This window comes from Xanthomonas sp. NCPPB 4037 (genome assembly GCF_041475695.2).
Lineage (GTDB): Bacteria > Pseudomonadota > Gammaproteobacteria > Xanthomonadales > Xanthomonadaceae > Xanthomonas > Xanthomonas campestris.
Genome location: NZ_CM191261.1, coordinates 812193 through 830000 on the forward strand (window position 1 = coordinate 812193; position 17808 = coordinate 830000).

Consider the following 17808-nt stretch of genomic DNA (forward strand, 5'->3'; position numbering starts at 1 on the left):
AAATAGTATGAAATCTCCTGTTTCCTTCGGCTCCGTTGCCGTCCTGGCAACGGTGATTGCTTTCACCGGCTGCTCGAAGGCCCCGGAGGCAGAACAGCCAGTGAAGGCCGAACCCCAGCAGGCTGCCCAGACCACCGAAGCAGGCGGCATGTCGACTCCGTTGACGCAAGAGCAGGTTGGCGCACGCTACGCAATTGCCTCGGAGCCGGTACTGGCCAATAACGGCGAGCTGGTACGGGTTGCAGTGTCTGTCACCAATTCGGGCAAGGTCGCCATCAACTCAAAGGGCACACTGCCGGTCAATCTCGCCATCTCCCTGGTGGATGATTCCGGCAATGTCTCGAACCGGGACTTCCTGCGCGCTCCGCTTCCTGCCGAGGGCATTCCGGCGGGTGGCTCCGCTGAAGTGGTCGCAGATGTGCCCAGCCAGGCAGTGATTGGGAAAACGCTGCGATTCGGCCTCGTCCAGGAATCGGTGGCGTGGTACAGCGACTTCAAGGTGGATTCGCTCGATTATGGCCCTCTGACTTCGTGCCAGGACCAGGGCAAGGAAACGGTTTGTGGTGCGGGCGGAAAGCCTTTGGCCACGCGCTGAGACTCAATGATCATCGGAACGAGCCGCGTTCAATCTCGGCTTGATTCCGGAACTTATAAGTAACCAAGAGAGGGATGATGAAAACTGCGTTGATTACCGGCATTTCCGGCCAAGACGGTGCCTACCTGGCCCAGCTGTTGTTGGATAAGGGCTACCGCGTGTTCGGTACATACCGCCGTACCAGTTCGGTCAATTTCTGGCGGATCGAAGAGGTGGGAATTGCAAATCACCCTAATTTACACCTGATCGAGTACGACCTTACCGACCTCGGTTCGAGTATCCGTATGCTCGAAAGCACGGGCGCCACCGAGGTTTACAATCTGGCGGCTCAAAGTTTCGTGGGCGTATCGTTCGATCAGCCGACGACGACCGCGCACATCACCGGCATCGGCCCGGTCCACCTGCTGGAAGCCATTCGGCAGGTGAACAAGGACATCCGGTTTTACCAGGCCTCGACATCGGAAATGTTCGGCAAGGTGCAGGCGGTCCCGCAGATCGAAAGCACGCCGTTCTATCCTCGCAGCCCTTATGGCGTTGCCAAGCTGTACGCGCATTGGATGACGGTCAATTACCGTGAGAGCTATGGCATCTTCGGCTCCAGCGGGATTCTGTTCAACCATGAAAGCCCGCTGCGTGGCCGCGAATTTGTAACACGCAAGATCACCGACTCGGTAGCCAAGATCAAACTTGGACGCTTGGAATGCCTGGAGCTGGGCAATCTGGATGCCAAGCGCGATTGGGGTTTTGCGCGCGAGTACGTGGAGGGGATGTGGCGCATGCTTCAGGCCGATGAGCCAGATACCTTTGTTCTGGCGACAAATCGCACGGAAACCGTCCGTGATTTTGTCAGCATGGCTTTCAAGGGGTCCGGAATTGACGTCGAATTCCGCGGCAAAGATGCAGATGAAACTGCAGTGGATGTCGCTACCGGCAAGGTGGTGATGCGCATCAATGCGAAATTCCACCGTCCCGCAGAAGTGGATCTGTTGATCGGCGATCCCGAGAAGGCAACGCGCGTCCTCGGCTGGAAGCCTGAAACCACGCTGGAGCAGCTCTGCCAGATGATGGTCGAGGCCGATCTCAAGAGGAACGCGCATGGCTTCTCGTTCTGATCTGAACGGTAAGCGGGTTCTAGTCACTGGCGCGTCCGGTTTCACCGGCCGCTATGTGGCTGATGAGCTAAAAAATCTAGGCTGCGAAGTACTGGGGCTTGGCGGCTCTGATCACTCCGCACCGGACTGGGCTAGCGGCCTGGCCTCTGTCGACCTTCATTATCAAGTCAACCTGCTCGATCAGGATGCCTTGCGTGAGGTGCTGAAAACTACCCGTCCGGACATTATCATTCACTTGGCTGCGCTTGCGTTTGTAGGTCACGGGAGTGCAGATGATTTCTACAATGTAAATTTGATCGGCACGCGTCATTTGCTGCAGGCAGTGGAAGAGGCTGAAATTTCTCTCGAGCGGCTCCTCATCGCCAGCAGTGCCAATGTTTATGGCAACTCCTCGGAAGGGCGTTTGGATGAGTCGGTTGCTCCGGCACCAACAAACGATTACGCCATCAGCAAGCTGAGCATGGAGTACGTGGTTCGGCTTTGGCAGGGGCGGTTGCCTGTCACCGTAGTCAGACCATTCAACTACACGGGTAAGGGGCAGTCGGAAAACTTCCTCATTCCCAAGATTGTCTCGCACTTTGTCAGGCGAGAGCCACAGATTGAGTTGGGAAATCTGGATGTGTCGCGTGACTTCGGTGACGTGAGGGCAGTGGCATCGGCCTATGGCAAGCTGTTGCAATCAGCCGATGCCATCGGTCGTACAGTCAATGTGTGCTCCGGAACGGCTTATTCCCTTCGGGAAGTGATCGACCTGTGCACACAGATCACTGGCCGCTCGTTGGAAGTCTCTGTAAACCCGAAGTTTGTGCGTAGCAATGAAGTCAAGATGCTATGCGGCGATAATCGATTGCTGCAGGAGCTTACCGGGAGCTGGACGTCTCCGCCGTTGCGGAAAACCCTGGAATGGATGCTCGAAGAAGGCTGAGTGAAGCTCGGCCTCGCGAAATGCTGGCAGCTAGCTGGCTTCGTGATCTATCTACGCGTATGCGACGCACAGAAGTCTGAGGTGCGGTGACTGATGGGGCCAGACAGCCTACGTCACGTTGGGTACGACGTGACGTAGGTTGCTTGGTAGACATGCGATCAATGGTCGATCTGAGATACATGATTCCGCGGCGTGCGCTGTCAACCATGTGCAGAGGCGCGCACCTGATACGGGTCAGGTAACGCAAGGCCTGATTGCAATTGCTGGCTTGCCCGCCCACGGCCAGTGACTGCTAGGGCGTGCGGCCCAACAGCTGCATGGACCTGAGTGAAATGCCCAGAGCGCGCGCGTCCGAAGATATTCCGAGCTCGACTGGTGAGGCTGGACGATCGAAGTGCAGTTCGATCCTGACTTCATCGCCAGCCGCCAATTTTGGCAGGGAAATAGTGATCAGTTGCGGCTCTGGAGCCGATGCTGTGAGGGTTTGGTGCTGCCAGTTGCCACCATTCACACGAATACTAACATCCATGGATTGGCGTCGTGGAGCCCAAAGGCCACCAGCCTGCATGACCAGTCGAGCGCCTGCGTTTGCCGACGTTTCCATCCGCATTAAAAGGCCTGCATCCTCGCCGACGGACCATACTCCGAAGGGTTCATCTGTTGACCAGCCATTTGTCAGAAATGGCCTCAGGTCAGCAGGACCTATCCTATCACCTGCGGAAATAACCACGGGCCTGGTTGAAGCAGCATCCACGGGGGACTCGGTCTCTCTTGCCGTACAGCCAGGAAGTAACAGGCATAAGATGGAAGCTAGAAGTGCAGCCTTAATGTCGCGATTGATGGCAATCATTTTGAACTCCGTATGCCAGTTGTGCTAAAGCGATGCATATTTCGTTCAGTTAGTCAGTCGGCTCGATCGGAGCGAATTTGATCCAATCGAACGCCATGCCGAATCCAGAAGAGTGATTATCGACTGGAAGCAGGAAGGTGGCCCTGTTGTTGCCATCCTTCAGGGAGGACGAGGGCAATTCTCCATAAAACTCATTAGAAGTGAGCCAGCGGACCGGGACCACATGGCCGTTTACTGAAATCGCAAGCTTCTCAGGGTGTATGCCGGGGGCGATGGACATGACCTTTCCCCGAACTCGATAAACCCGGCCAGTTGGTTTTAGCTGGAATTGAAGCCATGGGTTCTCAACGACGGTCCACGAGAATGAAGCATGTTCCATAGGTCCTTCATGTTGCCACTGGGCATCCTGCCATCCGCGTCCCGGCGCAGGCACGTCCAAATTCCACCAGCGGCCGAAATCCCACCTAAAGCCTGCCTCCCGTTCCCTGTGGCGGAACTGATCGAAAGCCAGAGGCCAGGGAGACGGCGCGAGCATGGCGCGATAGCGCCGCGAAAGGGCGTCGTTGCGCAACGAAAGCTCGTCTTTACGCGCACCGCTTAGCGGTACAACGCCCTCTTCGGGAATGCGCACGATCTGAGTCCTGCTCTTGTCTGCGCGATACAGAACGCTTTGCGGCCGCGACGTATAGTCTGGCCCATCAATGGCTGGGCCTGAACTGAACTCCCAGTGGTCAGGGTATTCTGCGCATCGGCCGGTGCGGCCTCTTTCATCTGTGTGTTGCCAGTCGTTCTCAGGTTGATTGCAGATCTGTACCACGTCGATCGGCTTGCCGTACAAATAGGTTAGCGCGTTCATCATGTTTTCCCGGAGCATCCACACGCTGTTGATAAGGTGAGAGCCATCAAGAATGAGAAGATCGCGGTCGTTGGCGATATCCGGCAGGCTTACAGCTACGTCCTGGAGGACTTTGCGTTCTGTATCAGAAATCTGTGAGTAGTGATGGAACTGGAACATTTGTGCCGCCATGCCCAGTACGATCAATACGGTGCCGAACAACATTGCCAGAGTTCGACGGGCTCCAGAAAACAGCATAACCAGAGCCACCGTGGCCAATGCTCCGCCTGGAGTCGCGAAGAGGAAGGTACGTTGACTGATGCTGGTATGCGCGGGTGATGCAAGAAAGGGAAGATAGCCGACGGCGGCAAATGCCACGCCGGTAAAGAGCACCCGTAGCGACCAACGCACGCCGATTTGCTTTTCCGGGGTTGGTGCGGAAAAGGGTTCGCGTATGTAGAGGAGCAGAGCCAACGCCATCAAAGCAATAGCCGACAGGTACCAGAAGCTGCGGTACTCGACGAAGAGAATCCTTCCGGCGTCGATCCAACCGCCCACTACGCTTCGGCCGATGCCCGTGTAAAACATCACGAGGGCGCGCTCTTTAAGCAGAGCAATGCCACCCGCCTGGCTCTCTAACAGATGCCCTTGGTAGGTCGAGCCAGTCTTGGCAACGTAGTAGATGTAGGCTAAACAAGCCAATATGCCTATGCACCAGACCAGCGAAACATACCAGCGACGGAGGGGAAGTCTGACCGTCTCCACCAATCCCAATCGGCACCAGAGCAACAGCAGAGGCAAGATGGCGTATGCCAATGCCACTTCATAGATCAGCGTGGCAACAACCAACATTGCGGTAGAAACAAGCGATACCAGGATCGCCCTGCTCTTGCCCATCAGTTGACTTCCATATGCGTGCACTATCCCTGTCACGCCCGCAAATGCCAGCAAGACAGACCAGTTGATATGGAAGGAGCGGAACGACAGCTGCATTGTATCTGCGGGATAAATGACCACCAGCAGCGCCAACAACACGGCATAGAGCCGCGAGCGCAGCAGCCACCACCCCAGGATTCCGCCGCAAACACCCTTCAACACCAAGGCCAGCATCTGCAACAGATGCATGGCGAAAAAGGAGTTTGGCGATAGTTGGTACGCGATCGCATTCGGCAACAGCATGAGAGGCCGCATGCGGTGACTGGGAAGCGGCCCGCCCTCACCAACCACGTAGAACACGCCGTGGCGAGTGAACAGGTTCAGAAGATCCCATTCCTCAATATGTCCTATCATGTTGAAGCCGAAGGGAAGCCAAAGCAGCATGACGATCGCTGTGGAGCAAGCGATGAACAACATGGTGCGTTGGGAAGCGTCGTTGCGGATAAGGGGATTGGACATTCGATGGTTTGTTTGGTTGCAGTTGCGGCGTAGGTTGGATTTAGACGTGATCGCGACGTCGGTCCCGGTTGAAGACCCAGAAATTCATCACGAGAAACACCACGACAGGCACGACGAAGGCCGAGAACGCAATGCCCCACGCATAATGCAAGTGCAGACTGTTCACAGCTACGCCCATCCCGATGATCGACAAGGCAAGGTTGAAGCTGTGCAGCAAAATGAAGCGCAAGCCTTCCGAACTCAGATGTCCAGAGGACACGAACGTGAAGCTGCGGTGCGCGACGAAATTGATTGGCACCAACACCAGGTAGCAGAGCGCCGTCGCTATAGTCGGCTGCATGCCGAGCTTTGATACAGCCAACCAGGTGAGCGCACTGAAGGCCACAGTACTGGCGCCGCCAACGATGCAAAAGCGCAAAAAGCGTGCGGCCAGGGCGCGGTGGCGCTGCGGTATCACTGCACGTTCTCTTGCTCTTGGCCTACGTTGAGCTGTTGGCCCTTTATGTATTGGGGACGATTGCTGACGTTTAGCAGCACGCGCCCTACGTACTCGCCCACCACACCCAGTGCGAGTAGCTGGATGCCACCCATGATCAATACCGCGACGATCAATGAGGTCCAGCCGATGACGGTGTGCGGCCAAAGCAGCTTCTGCAGGATCAGCACGATGGCGCACAGAAAGCCGAGGCCGGAAGAGACAATTCCTGTCAGCGACGCGACCCGTAATGGTGTGATCGAGAAGCTTGTAGCCATCTGCATCCACAGTGAGATCGACTTGCGCAGGCTGTATCCAGACTTGCCATCGCTTCGGGCGTGGTGCTCCGCTTCAATGGTGGTGATATTGCTGGTGCTCTGAACGATAAGGCCATCGACATAGACGAAGGGGCCGCCGTAGCGCAATATCTCGTCACGAACTTCGCTGATCAAGCCGCGGAATGGCGAAAGATACAGCCCGCGAGGTTTGGCGAGCAGCCACGACGCCATGCGGTCATTGAACTGGCTGCCGAGGCGCTTCCAGAGAGCGTGCCGCCGGCTTTTGAACTGCACGTAGCAAACATCGGCTCCACTTCGCAGCTCCGCCACGACGCGCCCGATGTCGGACGGCGAGTGCTGCAGATCGTCATCCATGGTGACGATGTAGTGGCCGCGTGCCACACCGAATCCAGCCATCAATGCATTGTGCTGCCCCGCGTTCTTGCGCAGGCGGACTCCCTTCAACCAGGGCCGGGAGGCGCATAGCCCTGTTATGACCTGCCAGGAATTATCCGGGCTGCAGTCGTACACCAGTACGACTTCGAACTTGTCGGTGAGCGCAGTCAGCGACTCTTCGAGTTTCTCGACAAGCGTGGGTAGGATGGTGGCGCTGCCATAGACCGGGATGACGACGGAAATATCAGGTTGCATCGCTCGTTCCGTAGTATTTGCGGATCAGCCTGGCGATGTATCCGGGAGAGGAATCAATGCCGGTGGCAGTTGCATAACGAACAAATGGTGACGAATCAGGCGTGGCACCACCGCCTCGGTCCACAAAGTCGATGGTTGTCTTCTTGCCCAGCGTGGCCTCCAGCATCGAGACCAGCTCAAGCATGGTGACGTTCTCCGGCGGAGCCAGATCCAGCACGGAATTGATCTCCAGGCGATTCTCAATCAGATGAAGGGTCAATCGGGCGACATCTTCCACGTCGATTAGGCAGCGCACTGCCTTGACCCAGATACGCAACGGCTCTGCGTTGCGGATACCACTAGCGAGATAGTTGGACAGGGTGTGAGGGTTGTCGGTGTGTCCCACAACTTGAGGCAGGCGCAGAATCAGAGACTCGTCCCGCTCCGCGATCAGCTGTTCCATTTTCAGCTTATGGCGGACGTAATGGGTTTCGGCACGGTCGGGGTCTGTCACGCTACAGGTGCTGAAGTAGACGAACCGGCCCTGCGCGTCGTCCAGGGCCTTGACAAGCAGACGTGCTTCCCTTGCGAATGCCGCAGGATCGGTCTCAGATGAATTGGACACCCCGGAGGCGAACACCGTGGAGTTGAGCTCAGCGAGCCTATCTGCTGCGAAGGATCTGGCCAGCAGGCCATTACCGATGATCACTTAAGTACCGCTTCCCATTTATCTACTTTATCCCTACACAGCGCCGTGTAACTACACAACCGCCGGCAATACGATCGCCCCAGGTCATCGCCTGCTTCGCTGTGGCGTTTCCCAGCAGGCATGAAAACGGCGAGTAGTGTCGCCGCCGCGCTGACGGTGCATTATACCGTCAGCTGTGAAGGCCATCGTAATCCTGGGCGTAGCCGTTAGCCCAATGCCTTTTCCAACTCCGGCAGCAACGTAAACAAATCCCCCACCAACCCGATATCTGCAATCTCAAAGATCGGCGATTCCGGATCCTTGTTGATTGCCACGATGGTGCCGGCGTCCTTGATGCCGGTCAGATGCTGGATCGCCCCGCTGATGCCGATGGCCACATACAACTCGGGAGCGATGATCTTGCCGGTCTGGCCGACCTGCAGTTCGTTGGGCACATAACCGGCATCCACCGCAGCACGCGAAGCGCCCACAGCGGCGCCGAGTTTGTCGGCCAGGCTGTAGATGTGCTTGAAGTTTTCGGCCGAACCGACGCCGCGGCCGCCGGAGACCACGCGCTTGGCGCTCTGCAGATCAGGGCGGTCGGACGTGCCGGCGGCCAGTTCGATGAAGCGGGTGTGGGTCGGCAGTGCAGCATCGATGGTAACGGACTCGACCGCTGCGCTTCCGCCAGCTGCTGCTTCCGGCCACGAGGCGCTGCGGACCGTGGCAACCACGATTTGGTCGGCCGGTGCCTTCACGGTGATGATCGCGTTGCCCGCATAGATCGGGCGCTTGAACGTGTAGGCATCTTCGACCGACATCAGGTCGGAGATCTGGTTCACGCCCAGCAGTGCGGCCACGACCGGCATCAGGTCCTTGCCGAACGTGGTGGAGGGACCAAACACGTGCGTGTAGCCCTGGCCGGCAAGCTGGGCGATCTGCGGGCCAAACACCTGGGCGATGGCATGGTCGTTTGCCGGGTTAGCTACCGCGAGCACGCGGCTGACGCCGGTCAATTGGGCTGCCTGGGCGGCCACCGCAGCCGTATCAGCGGCCAGGACGACGATGTCGATCGCGTCCGCAGACACCGTCAGCGCTGCGCTGAGGGTCTTGGCGGTGGCGGCGTTGAGCTGGCCATTGAGGTGTTCGGCGACAACGAGAATCTTGGCCATTACAGCAACCCCTTCTGCTTGAGTGCGGCCACCAGTTCGGCGGCATCCTTCACCATCACGCCGCGGCTGCGCTTGGCCGGCGCTGCGTAGTGCGTGGTGGTCAGACTGTCGTGGGAGTCAACGGCCAGGTCTGCAAAGGCCAGCGTTTCCAGCGGCTTGCTCTTGGCCTTCATGATGTCCGGCAGCTTGATGAAACGCGGCTCGTTCAGGCGCAGGTCGGTGGTGATCACCGCCGGCAGGTCCACTTCCAGCGTTTCCAGGCCGGCGTCGACCTCGCGCGTCACCGTGGCCTTGCCATTGGCGACCACCAGCTTGCCGGCGAAGGTCGCCTGCGGGCGGCCCCACAACGTGGCGAGCATCTGGCCGGTCTGGTTGGCGTCGTCGTCGATGGCCTGCTTGCCCAGGATGACCAGGTCTGGCTGTTCCTTCTCGACCAGCTTGAGCAGGGTGCGCGCGGCGGTCAGCGGCTGGATCGCCGCATCGGTGACGACGTGGATGGCGCGATTGGCGCCCATGGCCAGGCCATTGCGCAGATGTGCTGCGGCATCGGCCGGCGCCAGGGTGGCGACCACGACCTCGGTGGCAATACCGGCATCGCGCAGGCGCAACGCCTCTTCGAGGGCAATTTCGTCGAACGGGTTCGGCGAGAGCTTGACGCCCTCGGTGACCACGCCGGAGCCATCCGGCTTGACCTGAATGCGGACGTTGTAGTCCACCACGCGCTTGTAGGCGACGAGGATTTTCATCGTGTACGAGATCCTTCAGCTATTGCGGGAAGGCCCGGCCGCGGCGGCAGGCTCGGGAGTGGGCCCATTCTAACCGGGGAGGCTGCACCATGCGATGGCGTATGGATGCTGCGGTGCATCAGGTAAGCCGGTGCAGAGTCTCGCGCTAAGGCTGGATAATGCCTGGACCGTATATCCTGTGTCGTTTGAAAATGCAGCGCGTCTGGCGCGCGACCAGGAGGGGTAGACAGTGGCGACTTGGCTAGTAACCGGCGGTGCCGGCTTCATCGGCGGCAATTTTGTTCTTGAGGCGGTCTCCCGCGGGATCCGCGTGATCAACCTGGACGCGCTGACCTACGCAGGAAATCTGAACACGTTGGCATCGCTGGAGGGCAACGCCGACCACGTGTTCGTCAAGGGCGAGATCGGCGACGGGGCGCTCGTTACCCGCCTGCTGCAGGAACACCAGCCCGATGCGGTGCTGAATTTCGCCGCGGAAAGCCATGTGGACCGCTCGATCGAAGGCCCGGGCGCCTTCATTCAGACCAACGTGGTCGGCACCCTGGCGTTGCTTGAGGCCGTTCGCGACTATTGGAAGGCATTGCCGGACGGGCGCCGCGATGCGTTCCGTTTTCTGCACGTCTCCACCGACGAGGTGTACGGCACGCTCGGCGAGACCGGCAAGTTCACCGAAACCACGCCTTACGCGCCGAATTCGCCGTATTCCGCCTCCAAGGCGGCCTCGGATCATCTGGTGCGGGCGTTCCACCACACCTACGGGCTGCCGGTGCTGACCACCAATTGTTCGAACAATTATGGCCCGTACCACTTCCCGGAAAAACTCATTCCGTTGGTGATCGCCAAGGCCCTGGCCGGCGAGCCGCTGCCGGTCTACGGGGACGGCAAGCAGGTGCGTGACTGGCTGTTTGTCAGCGATCATTGCGAAGCGATCCGTACCGTGCTGGCCAAGGGCAAGGTCGGCGAGACCTACAACGTGGGCGGCAATTCCGAGCGCCAGAACATCGAGGTCGTGCAGGCAATCTGCGCGCTGCTGGATGAGCGTCGGCCGCGCGAAGATGGCAAGCCGCGCGCCAGCCAGATCACCTATGTAACAGACCGGCCGGGGCACGATCGCCGTTATGCGATCGATGCGTCCAAGCTGAAGGATGAGTTGGGATGGGAGCCTGCCTACACCTTCGATCAAGGCATCGCATTGACGGTGGACTGGTATCTGACCAACCAAACCTGGGTCCAAGGCGTGCTGGATGGTAGCTATCGACTGGAACGCATCGGCGCAGCGGTTTAACGCGCGCACCCCCGGCACGAGCCCGCGCGTTTTGGTGCAGGCTGTCGCAAAGGAATATCTGTGATGACACAACGTAAAGGCATCATCCTGGCGGGTGGCTCCGGCACCCGGCTGTACCCCATCACCAAGGGCGTCAGCAAACAGCTGCTCCCGGTGTACGACAAGCCGATGATCTATTACCCGCTGAGCGTGCTGATGCTCGCGGGCATTCGGGACGTCTTGATTATCAATACGCCGCATGAGCAGGTTTTGTTCAAATCGCTGCTCGGCGATGGCTCCCAGTGGGGCATGCGCATCGAGTATGCCGTACAGCCTAGTCCGGATGGTCTTGCCCAGGCGTATTTAATTGGCGCCGACTTTGTCGATGGCAAGCCGAGCTGTCTCGTCCTGGGCGACAATATTTTTCACGGTCATGGGCTGACGGGACTGCTGCAAGGTGCCGACGCCCGTCAGGACGGGGCAACGGTGTTTGGCTACTGGGTCAATGATCCCGAGCGATACGGAGTTGCAGAGTTCGATTCGAAGGGTAAGGTCATCGACCTTGAAGAGAAGCCCGCTGTCCCACGTTCCAACTATGCAGTGACTGGTTTGTACTTTTATGATGAAAAGGCGGTTGAATATGCGGCCGCGCTTAAGCCATCACCGCGGGGAGAGCTGGAAATCACAGATTTGAACCGCCGCTATCTCCAGGAAGGTGCGCTGCACCTGCAGCCCCTGGGGCGAGGGTATGCGTGGCTGGATACCGGTACACATCAATCGCTGCATGAAGCTTCAAACTTCATCGAGACCATTCAGGCCCGGCAAGGGTTGCAGGTCTGCTGCCCCGAGGAAATTGCATTTGGTCAGGGCTGGATAGATTCTGCGCAATTGCAGGCGCTGGCAGCACCACTGCTGAAGAATGATTACGGCAAATATCTCCACGAACTCGCACTTCGGGGAAAGATGCATTGAAACTCTTAAAGACTGATCTCCCGGGCTGTATCGTCATAGAGCCCGCTGTGTTCGGTGACGAGCGCGGGGTCTTCTATGAAACATGGAATGCCGAGCGTTTTGGCGGCAACGGGCTGCCTGACAGATTCGTGCAGAGCAATATCTCGACATCTGCCAAAGGAGTTCTACGTGGGCTTCACTATCAGTGGCCCCGTCCGCAGGGCAAACTGGTAAGTGTGCTCGAAGGCGAAGTATATGACGTCGCTGTGGACGTCCGGCGGGGTTCGCCTCACTTCGGCCGCTGGACTGCGGTGCTGCTCAGTGCAGAAAACAAGCGTCAAGTTTGGATTCCGGAAGGTTTCGCACACGGGTTTGCGGTACTGTCAGAGCGAGCGCTGTTTAGCTATTTGTGCACTGATGTTTATGTAAAGGAGGCTGATGCAGGCGTACGTTGGAACGATGCAGCGATTGGGATCGACTGGCCGATCAGTGACCCGCTGCTCTCGGCCAAGGACGCGGCTGCGCCGTTCCTCGATGAGGTGCCTGCTGACCGCCTGCCGGTCTTTACGCCTTGACGGCACTGGTCTTTGGCGGCAATGGGCAGGTCGGAAGTGAGCTGCTGCGTGCACTCGCGGCCAACGGCAAGGTAATCGCGACCACGCGCAGCGGTCAGCTGCCTGATGGTACTGCCTGCGAAGTGGCGGATTTCAATGAGCCCGACACGCTGAGCGCGCTGCTTGATCGTTTGCAGCCGTCCTGCGTGGTCAATGCTGCCGCGTACACCGCGGTCGATCGTGCCGAGCAGGAGCGTGAGAGCGCGCAGTGGGCCAATGCGCAGTCGCCCGCGGTGATTGCGGCATGGTGTGCCGCCAACACTGTGCCGCTGGTGCATTACTCCACCGACTACGTGTTCGATGGCCAGGGCACGGCGCCGTATCCCGAAGATGCGCCCACCGCGCCGTTGGGTGTCTATGGTGAGACCAAGCTGGCCGGCGAACAGGCCATCCGTGCATCGGGCGCGCAGCATCTGATCCTGCGCACGGCGTGGGTGTATGCCTCGCATGGCACGAACTTCCTGCGCACGATGCTGCGTGTCGGTGCGGACCGCGACGAGCTGCGTGTGGTGGCCGATCAGGTCGGCACGCCGACACCGGCGGCCTTGATTGCCGATGTCACCGCGCAGCTGCTGCAGCAGCGCACGGCAGACACCTCGGGCACCTGGCATCTGACCGCCGCCGGGCAGACCACCTGGCATGGCTTTGCCGAAGCGATCTTCGAAGAGGCAGTGGCTGCAGGATTGCTGGTGCGCGCGCCGCGCGTGGTGCCGATCACCACGGCCGAGTACCCGACGCCCGCGCAACGCCCGGCCTACTCGCGCCTGTCGATTGACAAACTGCAGCAGGACTTCGACATCGTGTTGCCCGAGTGGCGGGTTGGCTTGCAGCGGGTGATTGCCGAGCTGGTGCTGCAAGGCACTAAGGAGGCGATTCAGCCGGTCGAAGACTGAAAAAGCAAAGAGCCGGGACATCCCGGCTCTTTGCTTATGCGATCACAGTCACCTGTAACGAACCATCACGCCCGCCCGTAGGTATCCTCGAAGCGAACGATATCGTCTTCGCCCAGATAGCTGCCGGACTGCACCTCGATCAGTTCAAGCGGCAATTTACCCGGGTTACGCAGGCGATGCGTGACACCCAGCGGAATGTACGTGCTTTGATTTTCGGTGAGCAGCAGAACTTCGTCGCCGCGTGTGACCTCGGCGGTACCGCTTACGACGATCCAGTGTTCGGCGCGGTGATGATGCATCTGCAAACTGAGGACCGCGCCCGGCTTCACGGTGATGCGTTTGACCTGATGGCGGCTGCCATTATCAATGGAATCGTACGCGCCCCACGGACGGTAGACCTTGCGGTGCCAGGTAGCCTCGGAGCGGCCGCTGGACTTGATCTGTCCCACCACATCCTTGACCTCCTGAATGCGTTCACGGTGACCAACCAGCACGGCATCCGGTGTTTCCACCACGACCACGTCCTCCAGGCCGACCATGGCGATCAGGCGCGAGCCGTAGGCATAGGTATTACGGCAGTCGATCTGAATCACATCGCCGTGATGCGCATTGCCGGCGCTGTCCTGTTCGGAAACCTCCAGCAAGGCGGACCAGGAGCCAACGTCGTTCCAGCCGGCATCCAGCGGTACGACCACCGCATCGGCGGTTTTTTCCATGACGGCGTAGTCGATCGAATCCGATGGGCTTGCGGCAAACGCGTCCTTATCCAGGCGAGTGAAGTCGGCATCACGCTTGGCGAGTTCCCATGCCTTGCTGCTAGCCTCGGCGATTGCCGGCTGGAACTTGCGTAGCTCCTCCAGATAACGCGACGCCCGGAACAGGAACATGCCGCTGTTCCAGTAGTAGTCTCCAGAGGCAAGGTAACCCTCGGCCGTGGCCAGGTCCGGCTTTTCGACGAATCGTTCGACCGCACTGACGCCAGTGCCTGCGCCGGCCTTGATATAGCCATAGCCGGTTTCCGGCGCAGTTGGCTTGATACCGAAGGTCACCAGCTTGCCTTCATCTGCCGCAGCTGCGGCCAAGGTGACCGCCGCCTGAAAGGCCGCCTCATCGCGGATCACGTGGTCGGAAGGCAACACCAGCAGGAGTGGGTCTGCACCGTTGCGCATGGCTTCCAGCGCGGCGACTGCGATTGCCGGTGCGGTATTGCGACCCTTCGGCTCCAGCAGGATTGCCGAAGGCTTGACGCCAAATTGCTGCAGCTGCTCTGCGGCGATGAAGCGGTGTTCCTCATTGGCCACCACGATCGGCGCGTGGTTGGCCACCGGTGCTGCGCGGTGCCAGGTGGCCTGCAGCATCGTCTGTTCGCCAACCAGGGGCAGGAACTGCTTGGGGTAGGTCTCGCGCGACAGCGGCCACAGGCGTGTGCCGGAGCCGCCGGAAAGAATGATCGGAAGGACATCGCTCATGAGCGGGGGAGACTCCAGTGCGTCAAAAGGTGGGGGAGAATGGTAGATCAGCCGCGCAGCAAAGCGGAAATTTCCTGCGTACGCGTTTCCAGCAGTGCGGCATCGCCGCGCGTTTCCACGTTCAGACGCAGCAGCGGCTCGGTGTTGGAGCTGCGCAGGTTGAAGCGCCATTGCCCGAAGTCGGCGCTGATGCCGTCGGTGTAATCCAGCTCCGGTGACTGATCACCGTAATGCGCCATCACGCGTGCGACCGCGGCCTTCGCGTCGTCGACCTTGAAGTTGATCTCGCCGCTGCAGGGGAACTTCTGCATGCGCGCTTCGACCAGGTCCGCCAGCGAACGGCCCGATTGCGAGACCAGCTCGGCGATCAGCAGCCACGGAATCATGCCGGAGTCGGCGTAGGCGAATTCGCGGAAGTAATGGTGCGCGCTCATTTCGCCACCATAGACGGCGTTCTCGCTGCGCATCTTTTCCTTGATGAAGGCGTGGCCACTCTTGCACAGCACCGGAATGCCGCCGGAGTCTTCCACCATCTCCACCGTGTTCCAGGTCAGGCGCGGGTCGTGCACGACCTTGCCGCCGGGCTGCTTGGCCAGGATGGCTTGCGCCAGCAGGCCGACCAGGTAATAGCCCTCGATGAAGCGGCCAGTGTGATCGAAGAAGAAGCAACGATCGAAGTCGCCATCCCAGGCAATCCCGAAATCTGCGCCGTGTTCCTTGACCGCCTTGGCGGTGGCGTCGCGGTTTTCCGGCAGCAGCGGGTTGGGGATGCCGTTGGGGAAGTTGCCATCGGGCTCGTGGAAGACGCGCACGAATTCGAATGGCAGATGCGGTGCCAGCAGGTCGACGATCAGACCGGCGCCGCCGTTGCCGGCGTTGACCACCAGCTTGAGCGGCTTGAGCGTGCTGCGGTCCACGTAGCTGAGCAGGTGCTCCAGATACGCGGTCTTGTCGGTGCGGCTGTGCTCGGCAGCGGTGGGCTCGCCTGCGGCGGCAGTATCGGCCGCGACCGTGTCGCGGATGGCGAACAGGCCGGTATCGGAGCTGATCGGCCGCGCCTGCTCACGCACCAACTTCATGCCGTTGTAGTCCATCGGGTTGTGGCTGGCGGTGACGATCACGCCGCCAGCGGCCTTGAGGTGATCGGTCTGGAAATAGACCTCCTCGGTGCCACACAGGCCAATGTCGATCACCTCGCGGCCGCTGGCACGCAGGCCGGCAGACAGGGCCTCCTGCAGTGCCGGGCTCGCCAGGCGCACGTCGTGGCCCAGGACCACGGGCCCTTGATCCAGCTGCGCCGCCAGTGCCACGCCGATGCGGCGGGCCAAGTCCTCGTTGAGTTCATCCGGCACGCGGCCGCGAATATCGTAGGCCTTGAAGGCGGGTAGCGTCATGGGCAATTCCTCGGGTGGGGGACAGCCGAGTTTAGCGGCTGTGCCGTGTCTTGGGTGTGGCGGAATTGCGACCGAGGACAGGGAACAGTCAGCGGCTAGAATGCCCGCTTCGCATCAGCGAGGTGAGGGCGGTGATGAACCAAGTTGCAAGGGGGGCGGGCGCCAAGCGCTATGCCGATGCCAAGGCGGCGCTGGCCGGTGTGGTGGCCGATGGACAAACGTTGGCGGTTGGCGGCTTCGGGCTGTGCGGCATTCCGGAAGCCTTGATCGCCGCGCTGCGCGACAGCACGGTGAGCGGCCTGACGGTGATTTCGAACAATGCGGGCGTGGATGGCTTCGGCCTGGGCCAATTGCTGGCGACCCGCCAGATCCGCAAGATGATTTCGTCCTACGTGGGCGAGAACAAGGAATTCGAACGCCAATATCTGGCCGGCGAACTCGAGCTGGAATTCAACCCGCAGGGCACGCTGGCCGAGCGCCTGCGTGCGGGCGGTGCGGGCATTCCCGCGTTCTACACCGCCACCGGCTACGGCACCATCGTGGCCGAGGGCAAGGAGACGCGAGAATTCGATGGCAAGCATTACGTGTTGGAAACCGCGTTGCAGGCCGACGTTGCCCTGATCAAGGCGTGGCGCGCCGACACCGCCGGCAACCTGGTGTTCCGCAAGACCGCGCGCAATTTCAATCCGGCCTGTGCCATGGCCGGGCGCGTCTGCATCGCCGAGGTGGAGGAGATTGTCGAGCTCGGTGCGATCGATCCGGATCAGGTGCATCTGCCCGGCATTTATGTCGACCGCCTGGTACTCAACGCCATACCGGAAAAACGCATCGAACAGCGCACCGTGCGCCAGGGAGACAAGTAATGGCCTGGACCCGCGATCAGATGGCGGCGCGCGCCGCGCGCGAACTCACCGATGGCGCCTACGTCAACCTGGGCATCGGCCTGCCCACGCTGGTGGCCAACCACATTCCCGATGGCGTGGACGTGTGGTTGCAATCGGAAAACGGCTTGCTCGGCATCGGCCCGTTTCCCGGCGAAGACGAAGTGGACGCGGACCTCATCAATGCTGGCAAGCAGACCGTGACCGCACGCGCGGGTGCCAGCTATTTCGGCAGCCACGATTCGTTCGCGATGATCCGCGGTGGACACATCGACCTGGCGATCCTCGGCGCGATGCAGGTCACCGACCGCGGCGACCTTGCCAACTGGATGGTGCCGGGCAAGATGGTCAAGGGCATGGGCGGCGCGATGGACCTGGTGGCCGGCGTCAAGCGCGTGGTCGTGCTGATGGAACACGTGGCCAAGGACGGCACGCACAAGATCCTGCCGCAATGCGACCTGCCGCTGACCGGCGTGGGCGTGGTCGATCGCATCATCACCGACCTGGCGGTGTTCGACGTCACCGCTGATGGATTGGTACTGGTGGAGGTCGCTGATGAGGTGCTCGTCGAAGATGTTCAAGCAAAAACGGGAGTCGCATTCAGGACCGCCTGACCTGTGAGTCCATCCGGCGCGGTAGCG

At 60.0% G+C, this 17808-nt stretch carries 17 protein-coding genes; 9 read left to right on the forward strand and 8 right to left on the reverse strand.

Going from position 1 to position 17808, the window contains the following annotated elements; translation table 11 throughout:
• The first annotated feature begins 7 nt into the window (after positions 1–7).
• The 3 genes from ACCQ01_RS03630 (at position 8) to ACCQ01_RS03640 (ending at position 2632) form a co-directional block, all read left to right on the forward strand.
• Positions 8–595 (forward strand): glycosyltransferase, encoded by a 588-nt coding sequence (locus ACCQ01_RS03630; RefSeq protein ID WP_228431480.1) that lies wholly within the window; start codon positions 8–10, stop codon positions 593–595.
• Positions 596–672: 77 nt separating this feature from the next.
• Positions 673–1707: a GDP-mannose 4,6-dehydratase gene (gene gmd, locus ACCQ01_RS03635; protein ID WP_228431481.1), complete on the forward strand. Its 1035-nt coding sequence runs from the start codon at positions 673–675 to the stop codon at positions 1705–1707.
• The gene (locus ACCQ01_RS03640; RefSeq protein ID WP_228431482.1) at positions 1691–2632 is read left to right on the forward strand and encodes an NAD-dependent epimerase/dehydratase family protein; all 942 of its coding nucleotides are present in this window, start codon (positions 1691–1693) and stop codon (positions 2630–2632) included. Before gmd ends, ACCQ01_RS03640 begins: the two co-directional genes overlap by 17 nt.
• A gap of 899 nt (positions 2633–3531) precedes the next feature.
• Here the strand turns inward: ACCQ01_RS03640 and ACCQ01_RS03645 are convergent.
• The 6 genes from ACCQ01_RS03645 to ACCQ01_RS03670 all read right to left on the reverse strand — a co-directional run bounded on the left by ACCQ01_RS03645 (position 3532) and on the right by ACCQ01_RS03670 (position 9701).
• A complete protein-coding gene (locus ACCQ01_RS03645) occupies positions 3532–5712 on the reverse strand; it encodes a hypothetical protein (RefSeq protein WP_228431483.1) in 2181 nt (726 codons plus the stop codon).
• Positions 5713–5752: 40 nt separating this feature from the next.
• Complete coding sequence (locus tag ACCQ01_RS03650) at positions 5753–6169, reverse strand: GtrA family protein (protein ID WP_228431484.1); 417 nt, start codon at positions 6167–6169, stop codon at positions 5753–5755.
• Positions 6166–7116, reverse strand: coding sequence for a glycosyltransferase family 2 protein (locus ACCQ01_RS03655; protein WP_228431485.1), 951 nt, complete (start codon positions 7114–7116; stop codon positions 6166–6168). Before ACCQ01_RS03655 ends, ACCQ01_RS03650 begins: the two co-directional genes overlap by 4 nt.
• Positions 7106–7804 carry an NAD-dependent epimerase/dehydratase family protein gene (locus ACCQ01_RS03660; protein WP_228431486.1) on the reverse strand — a complete coding sequence of 233 codons (699 nt, stop codon included), beginning with the start codon at positions 7802–7804 and terminating at the stop codon, positions 7106–7108. Before ACCQ01_RS03660 ends, ACCQ01_RS03655 begins: the two co-directional genes overlap by 11 nt.
• 206 nt (positions 7805–8010) lie before the next feature.
• Positions 8011–8955, reverse strand: a complete 945-nt coding sequence (locus ACCQ01_RS03665) for an electron transfer flavoprotein subunit alpha/FixB family protein (RefSeq protein ID WP_228431487.1) — start codon at positions 8953–8955, stop codon at positions 8011–8013.
• Positions 8955–9701: an electron transfer flavoprotein subunit beta/FixA family protein gene (locus ACCQ01_RS03670; RefSeq protein WP_228431488.1), complete on the reverse strand. Its 747-nt coding sequence runs from the start codon at positions 9699–9701 to the stop codon at positions 8955–8957. The genes ACCQ01_RS03665 and ACCQ01_RS03670 overlap by 1 nt, the downstream gene beginning before the upstream one ends.
• Positions 9702–9930: 229 nt before the next feature.
• On the opposite strand from ACCQ01_RS03670, the gene rfbB reads away from it, so the two are divergent.
• The 4 genes from rfbB (at position 9931) to rfbD (ending at position 13423) form a co-directional block, all read left to right on the forward strand.
• Entirely contained in the window at positions 9931–10986 is a 1056-nt protein-coding gene (rfbB, locus tag ACCQ01_RS03675) for a dTDP-glucose 4,6-dehydratase (protein ID WP_228431489.1), read from the forward strand.
• Positions 10987–11049: 63 nt separating this feature from the next.
• Entirely contained in the window at positions 11050–11937 is an 888-nt protein-coding gene (gene rfbA, locus ACCQ01_RS03680) for a glucose-1-phosphate thymidylyltransferase RfbA (protein WP_228431490.1), read from the forward strand.
• Positions 11934–12491, forward strand: coding sequence for a dTDP-4-dehydrorhamnose 3,5-epimerase (gene rfbC / locus ACCQ01_RS03685; RefSeq protein WP_228431491.1), 558 nt, complete (start codon positions 11934–11936; stop codon positions 12489–12491). The genes rfbA and rfbC overlap by 4 nt, the downstream gene beginning before the upstream one ends.
• Positions 12488–13423, forward strand: coding sequence for a dTDP-4-dehydrorhamnose reductase (rfbD, locus tag ACCQ01_RS03690; protein ID WP_228431492.1), 936 nt, complete (start codon positions 12488–12490; stop codon positions 13421–13423). The genes rfbC and rfbD overlap by 4 nt, the downstream gene beginning before the upstream one ends.
• A 65-nt stretch (positions 13424–13488) precedes the next feature.
• Here rfbD and ACCQ01_RS03695 read toward each other — a convergent pair whose 3' ends face one another.
• Together ACCQ01_RS03695 and ACCQ01_RS03700 are read right to left on the reverse strand one after the other, a co-directional pair.
• Complete coding sequence (locus tag ACCQ01_RS03695) at positions 13489–14892, reverse strand: mannose-1-phosphate guanylyltransferase/mannose-6-phosphate isomerase (protein ID WP_115555349.1); 1404 nt, start codon at positions 14890–14892, stop codon at positions 13489–13491.
• A 47-nt stretch (positions 14893–14939) separates the two neighbouring features.
• Complete coding sequence (locus ACCQ01_RS03700; protein ID WP_228431493.1) at positions 14940–16286, reverse strand: phosphohexomutase domain-containing protein; 1347 nt, start codon at positions 16284–16286, stop codon at positions 14940–14942.
• A 134-nt stretch (positions 16287–16420) separates the two neighbouring features.
• Between ACCQ01_RS03700 and ACCQ01_RS03705 the strand changes: the two genes are divergently transcribed.
• Both ACCQ01_RS03705 and ACCQ01_RS03710 read left to right on the forward strand, forming a co-directional pair.
• Entirely contained in the window at positions 16421–17149 is a 729-nt protein-coding gene (locus tag ACCQ01_RS03705) for a CoA transferase subunit A (RefSeq protein WP_115000098.1), read from the forward strand.
• Positions 17149–17781, forward strand: a complete 633-nt coding sequence (locus ACCQ01_RS03710) for a CoA transferase subunit B (RefSeq protein WP_228431494.1) — start codon at positions 17149–17151, stop codon at positions 17779–17781. Before ACCQ01_RS03705 ends, ACCQ01_RS03710 begins: the two co-directional genes overlap by 1 nt.
• Positions 17782–17808: the final 27 nt, after the last annotated feature.

Excerpts from the sequence above, each read along its gene's own strand:
- ACCQ01_RS03655 (WP_228431485.1), bottom strand. The coding sequence starts at position 7,116 with ATGCAACCTGATATTTCCGTCGTCATCCCGGTCTATGGCAGCGCCACC.
- ACCQ01_RS03695 (WP_115555349.1), bottom strand. The coding sequence starts at position 14,892 with ATGAGCGATGTCCTTCCGATCATTCTTTCCGGCGGCTCCGGCACACGC.
- ACCQ01_RS03700 (WP_228431493.1), bottom strand. The coding sequence starts at position 16,286 with ATGACGCTACCCGCCTTCAAGGCCTACGATATTCGCGGCCGCGTGCCG.
- ACCQ01_RS03665 (WP_228431487.1), bottom strand. The coding sequence starts at position 8,955 with ATGGCCAAGATTCTCGTTGTCGCCGAACACCTCAATGGCCAGCTCAAC.
- ACCQ01_RS03705 (WP_115000098.1), top strand. The coding sequence starts at position 16,421 with ATGAACCAAGTTGCAAGGGGGGCGGGCGCCAAGCGCTATGCCGATGCC.
- gmd (WP_228431481.1), top strand. The coding sequence starts at position 673 with ATGAAAACTGCGTTGATTACCGGCATTTCCGGCCAAGACGGTGCCTAC.
- ACCQ01_RS03630 (WP_228431480.1), top strand. The coding sequence starts at position 8 with ATGAAATCTCCTGTTTCCTTCGGCTCCGTTGCCGTCCTGGCAACGGTG.
- ACCQ01_RS03670 (WP_228431488.1), bottom strand. The coding sequence starts at position 9,701 with ATGAAAATCCTCGTCGCCTACAAGCGCGTGGTGGACTACAACGTCCGC.
- rfbA (WP_228431490.1), top strand. The coding sequence starts at position 11,050 with ATGACACAACGTAAAGGCATCATCCTGGCGGGTGGCTCCGGCACCCGG.
- ACCQ01_RS03640 (WP_228431482.1), top strand. The coding sequence starts at position 1,691 with ATGGCTTCTCGTTCTGATCTGAACGGTAAGCGGGTTCTAGTCACTGGC.
- ACCQ01_RS03645 (WP_228431483.1), bottom strand. The coding sequence starts at position 5,712 with ATGTCCAATCCCCTTATCCGCAACGACGCTTCCCAACGCACCATGTTG.
- ACCQ01_RS03710 (WP_228431494.1), top strand. The coding sequence starts at position 17,149 with ATGGCCTGGACCCGCGATCAGATGGCGGCGCGCGCCGCGCGCGAACTC.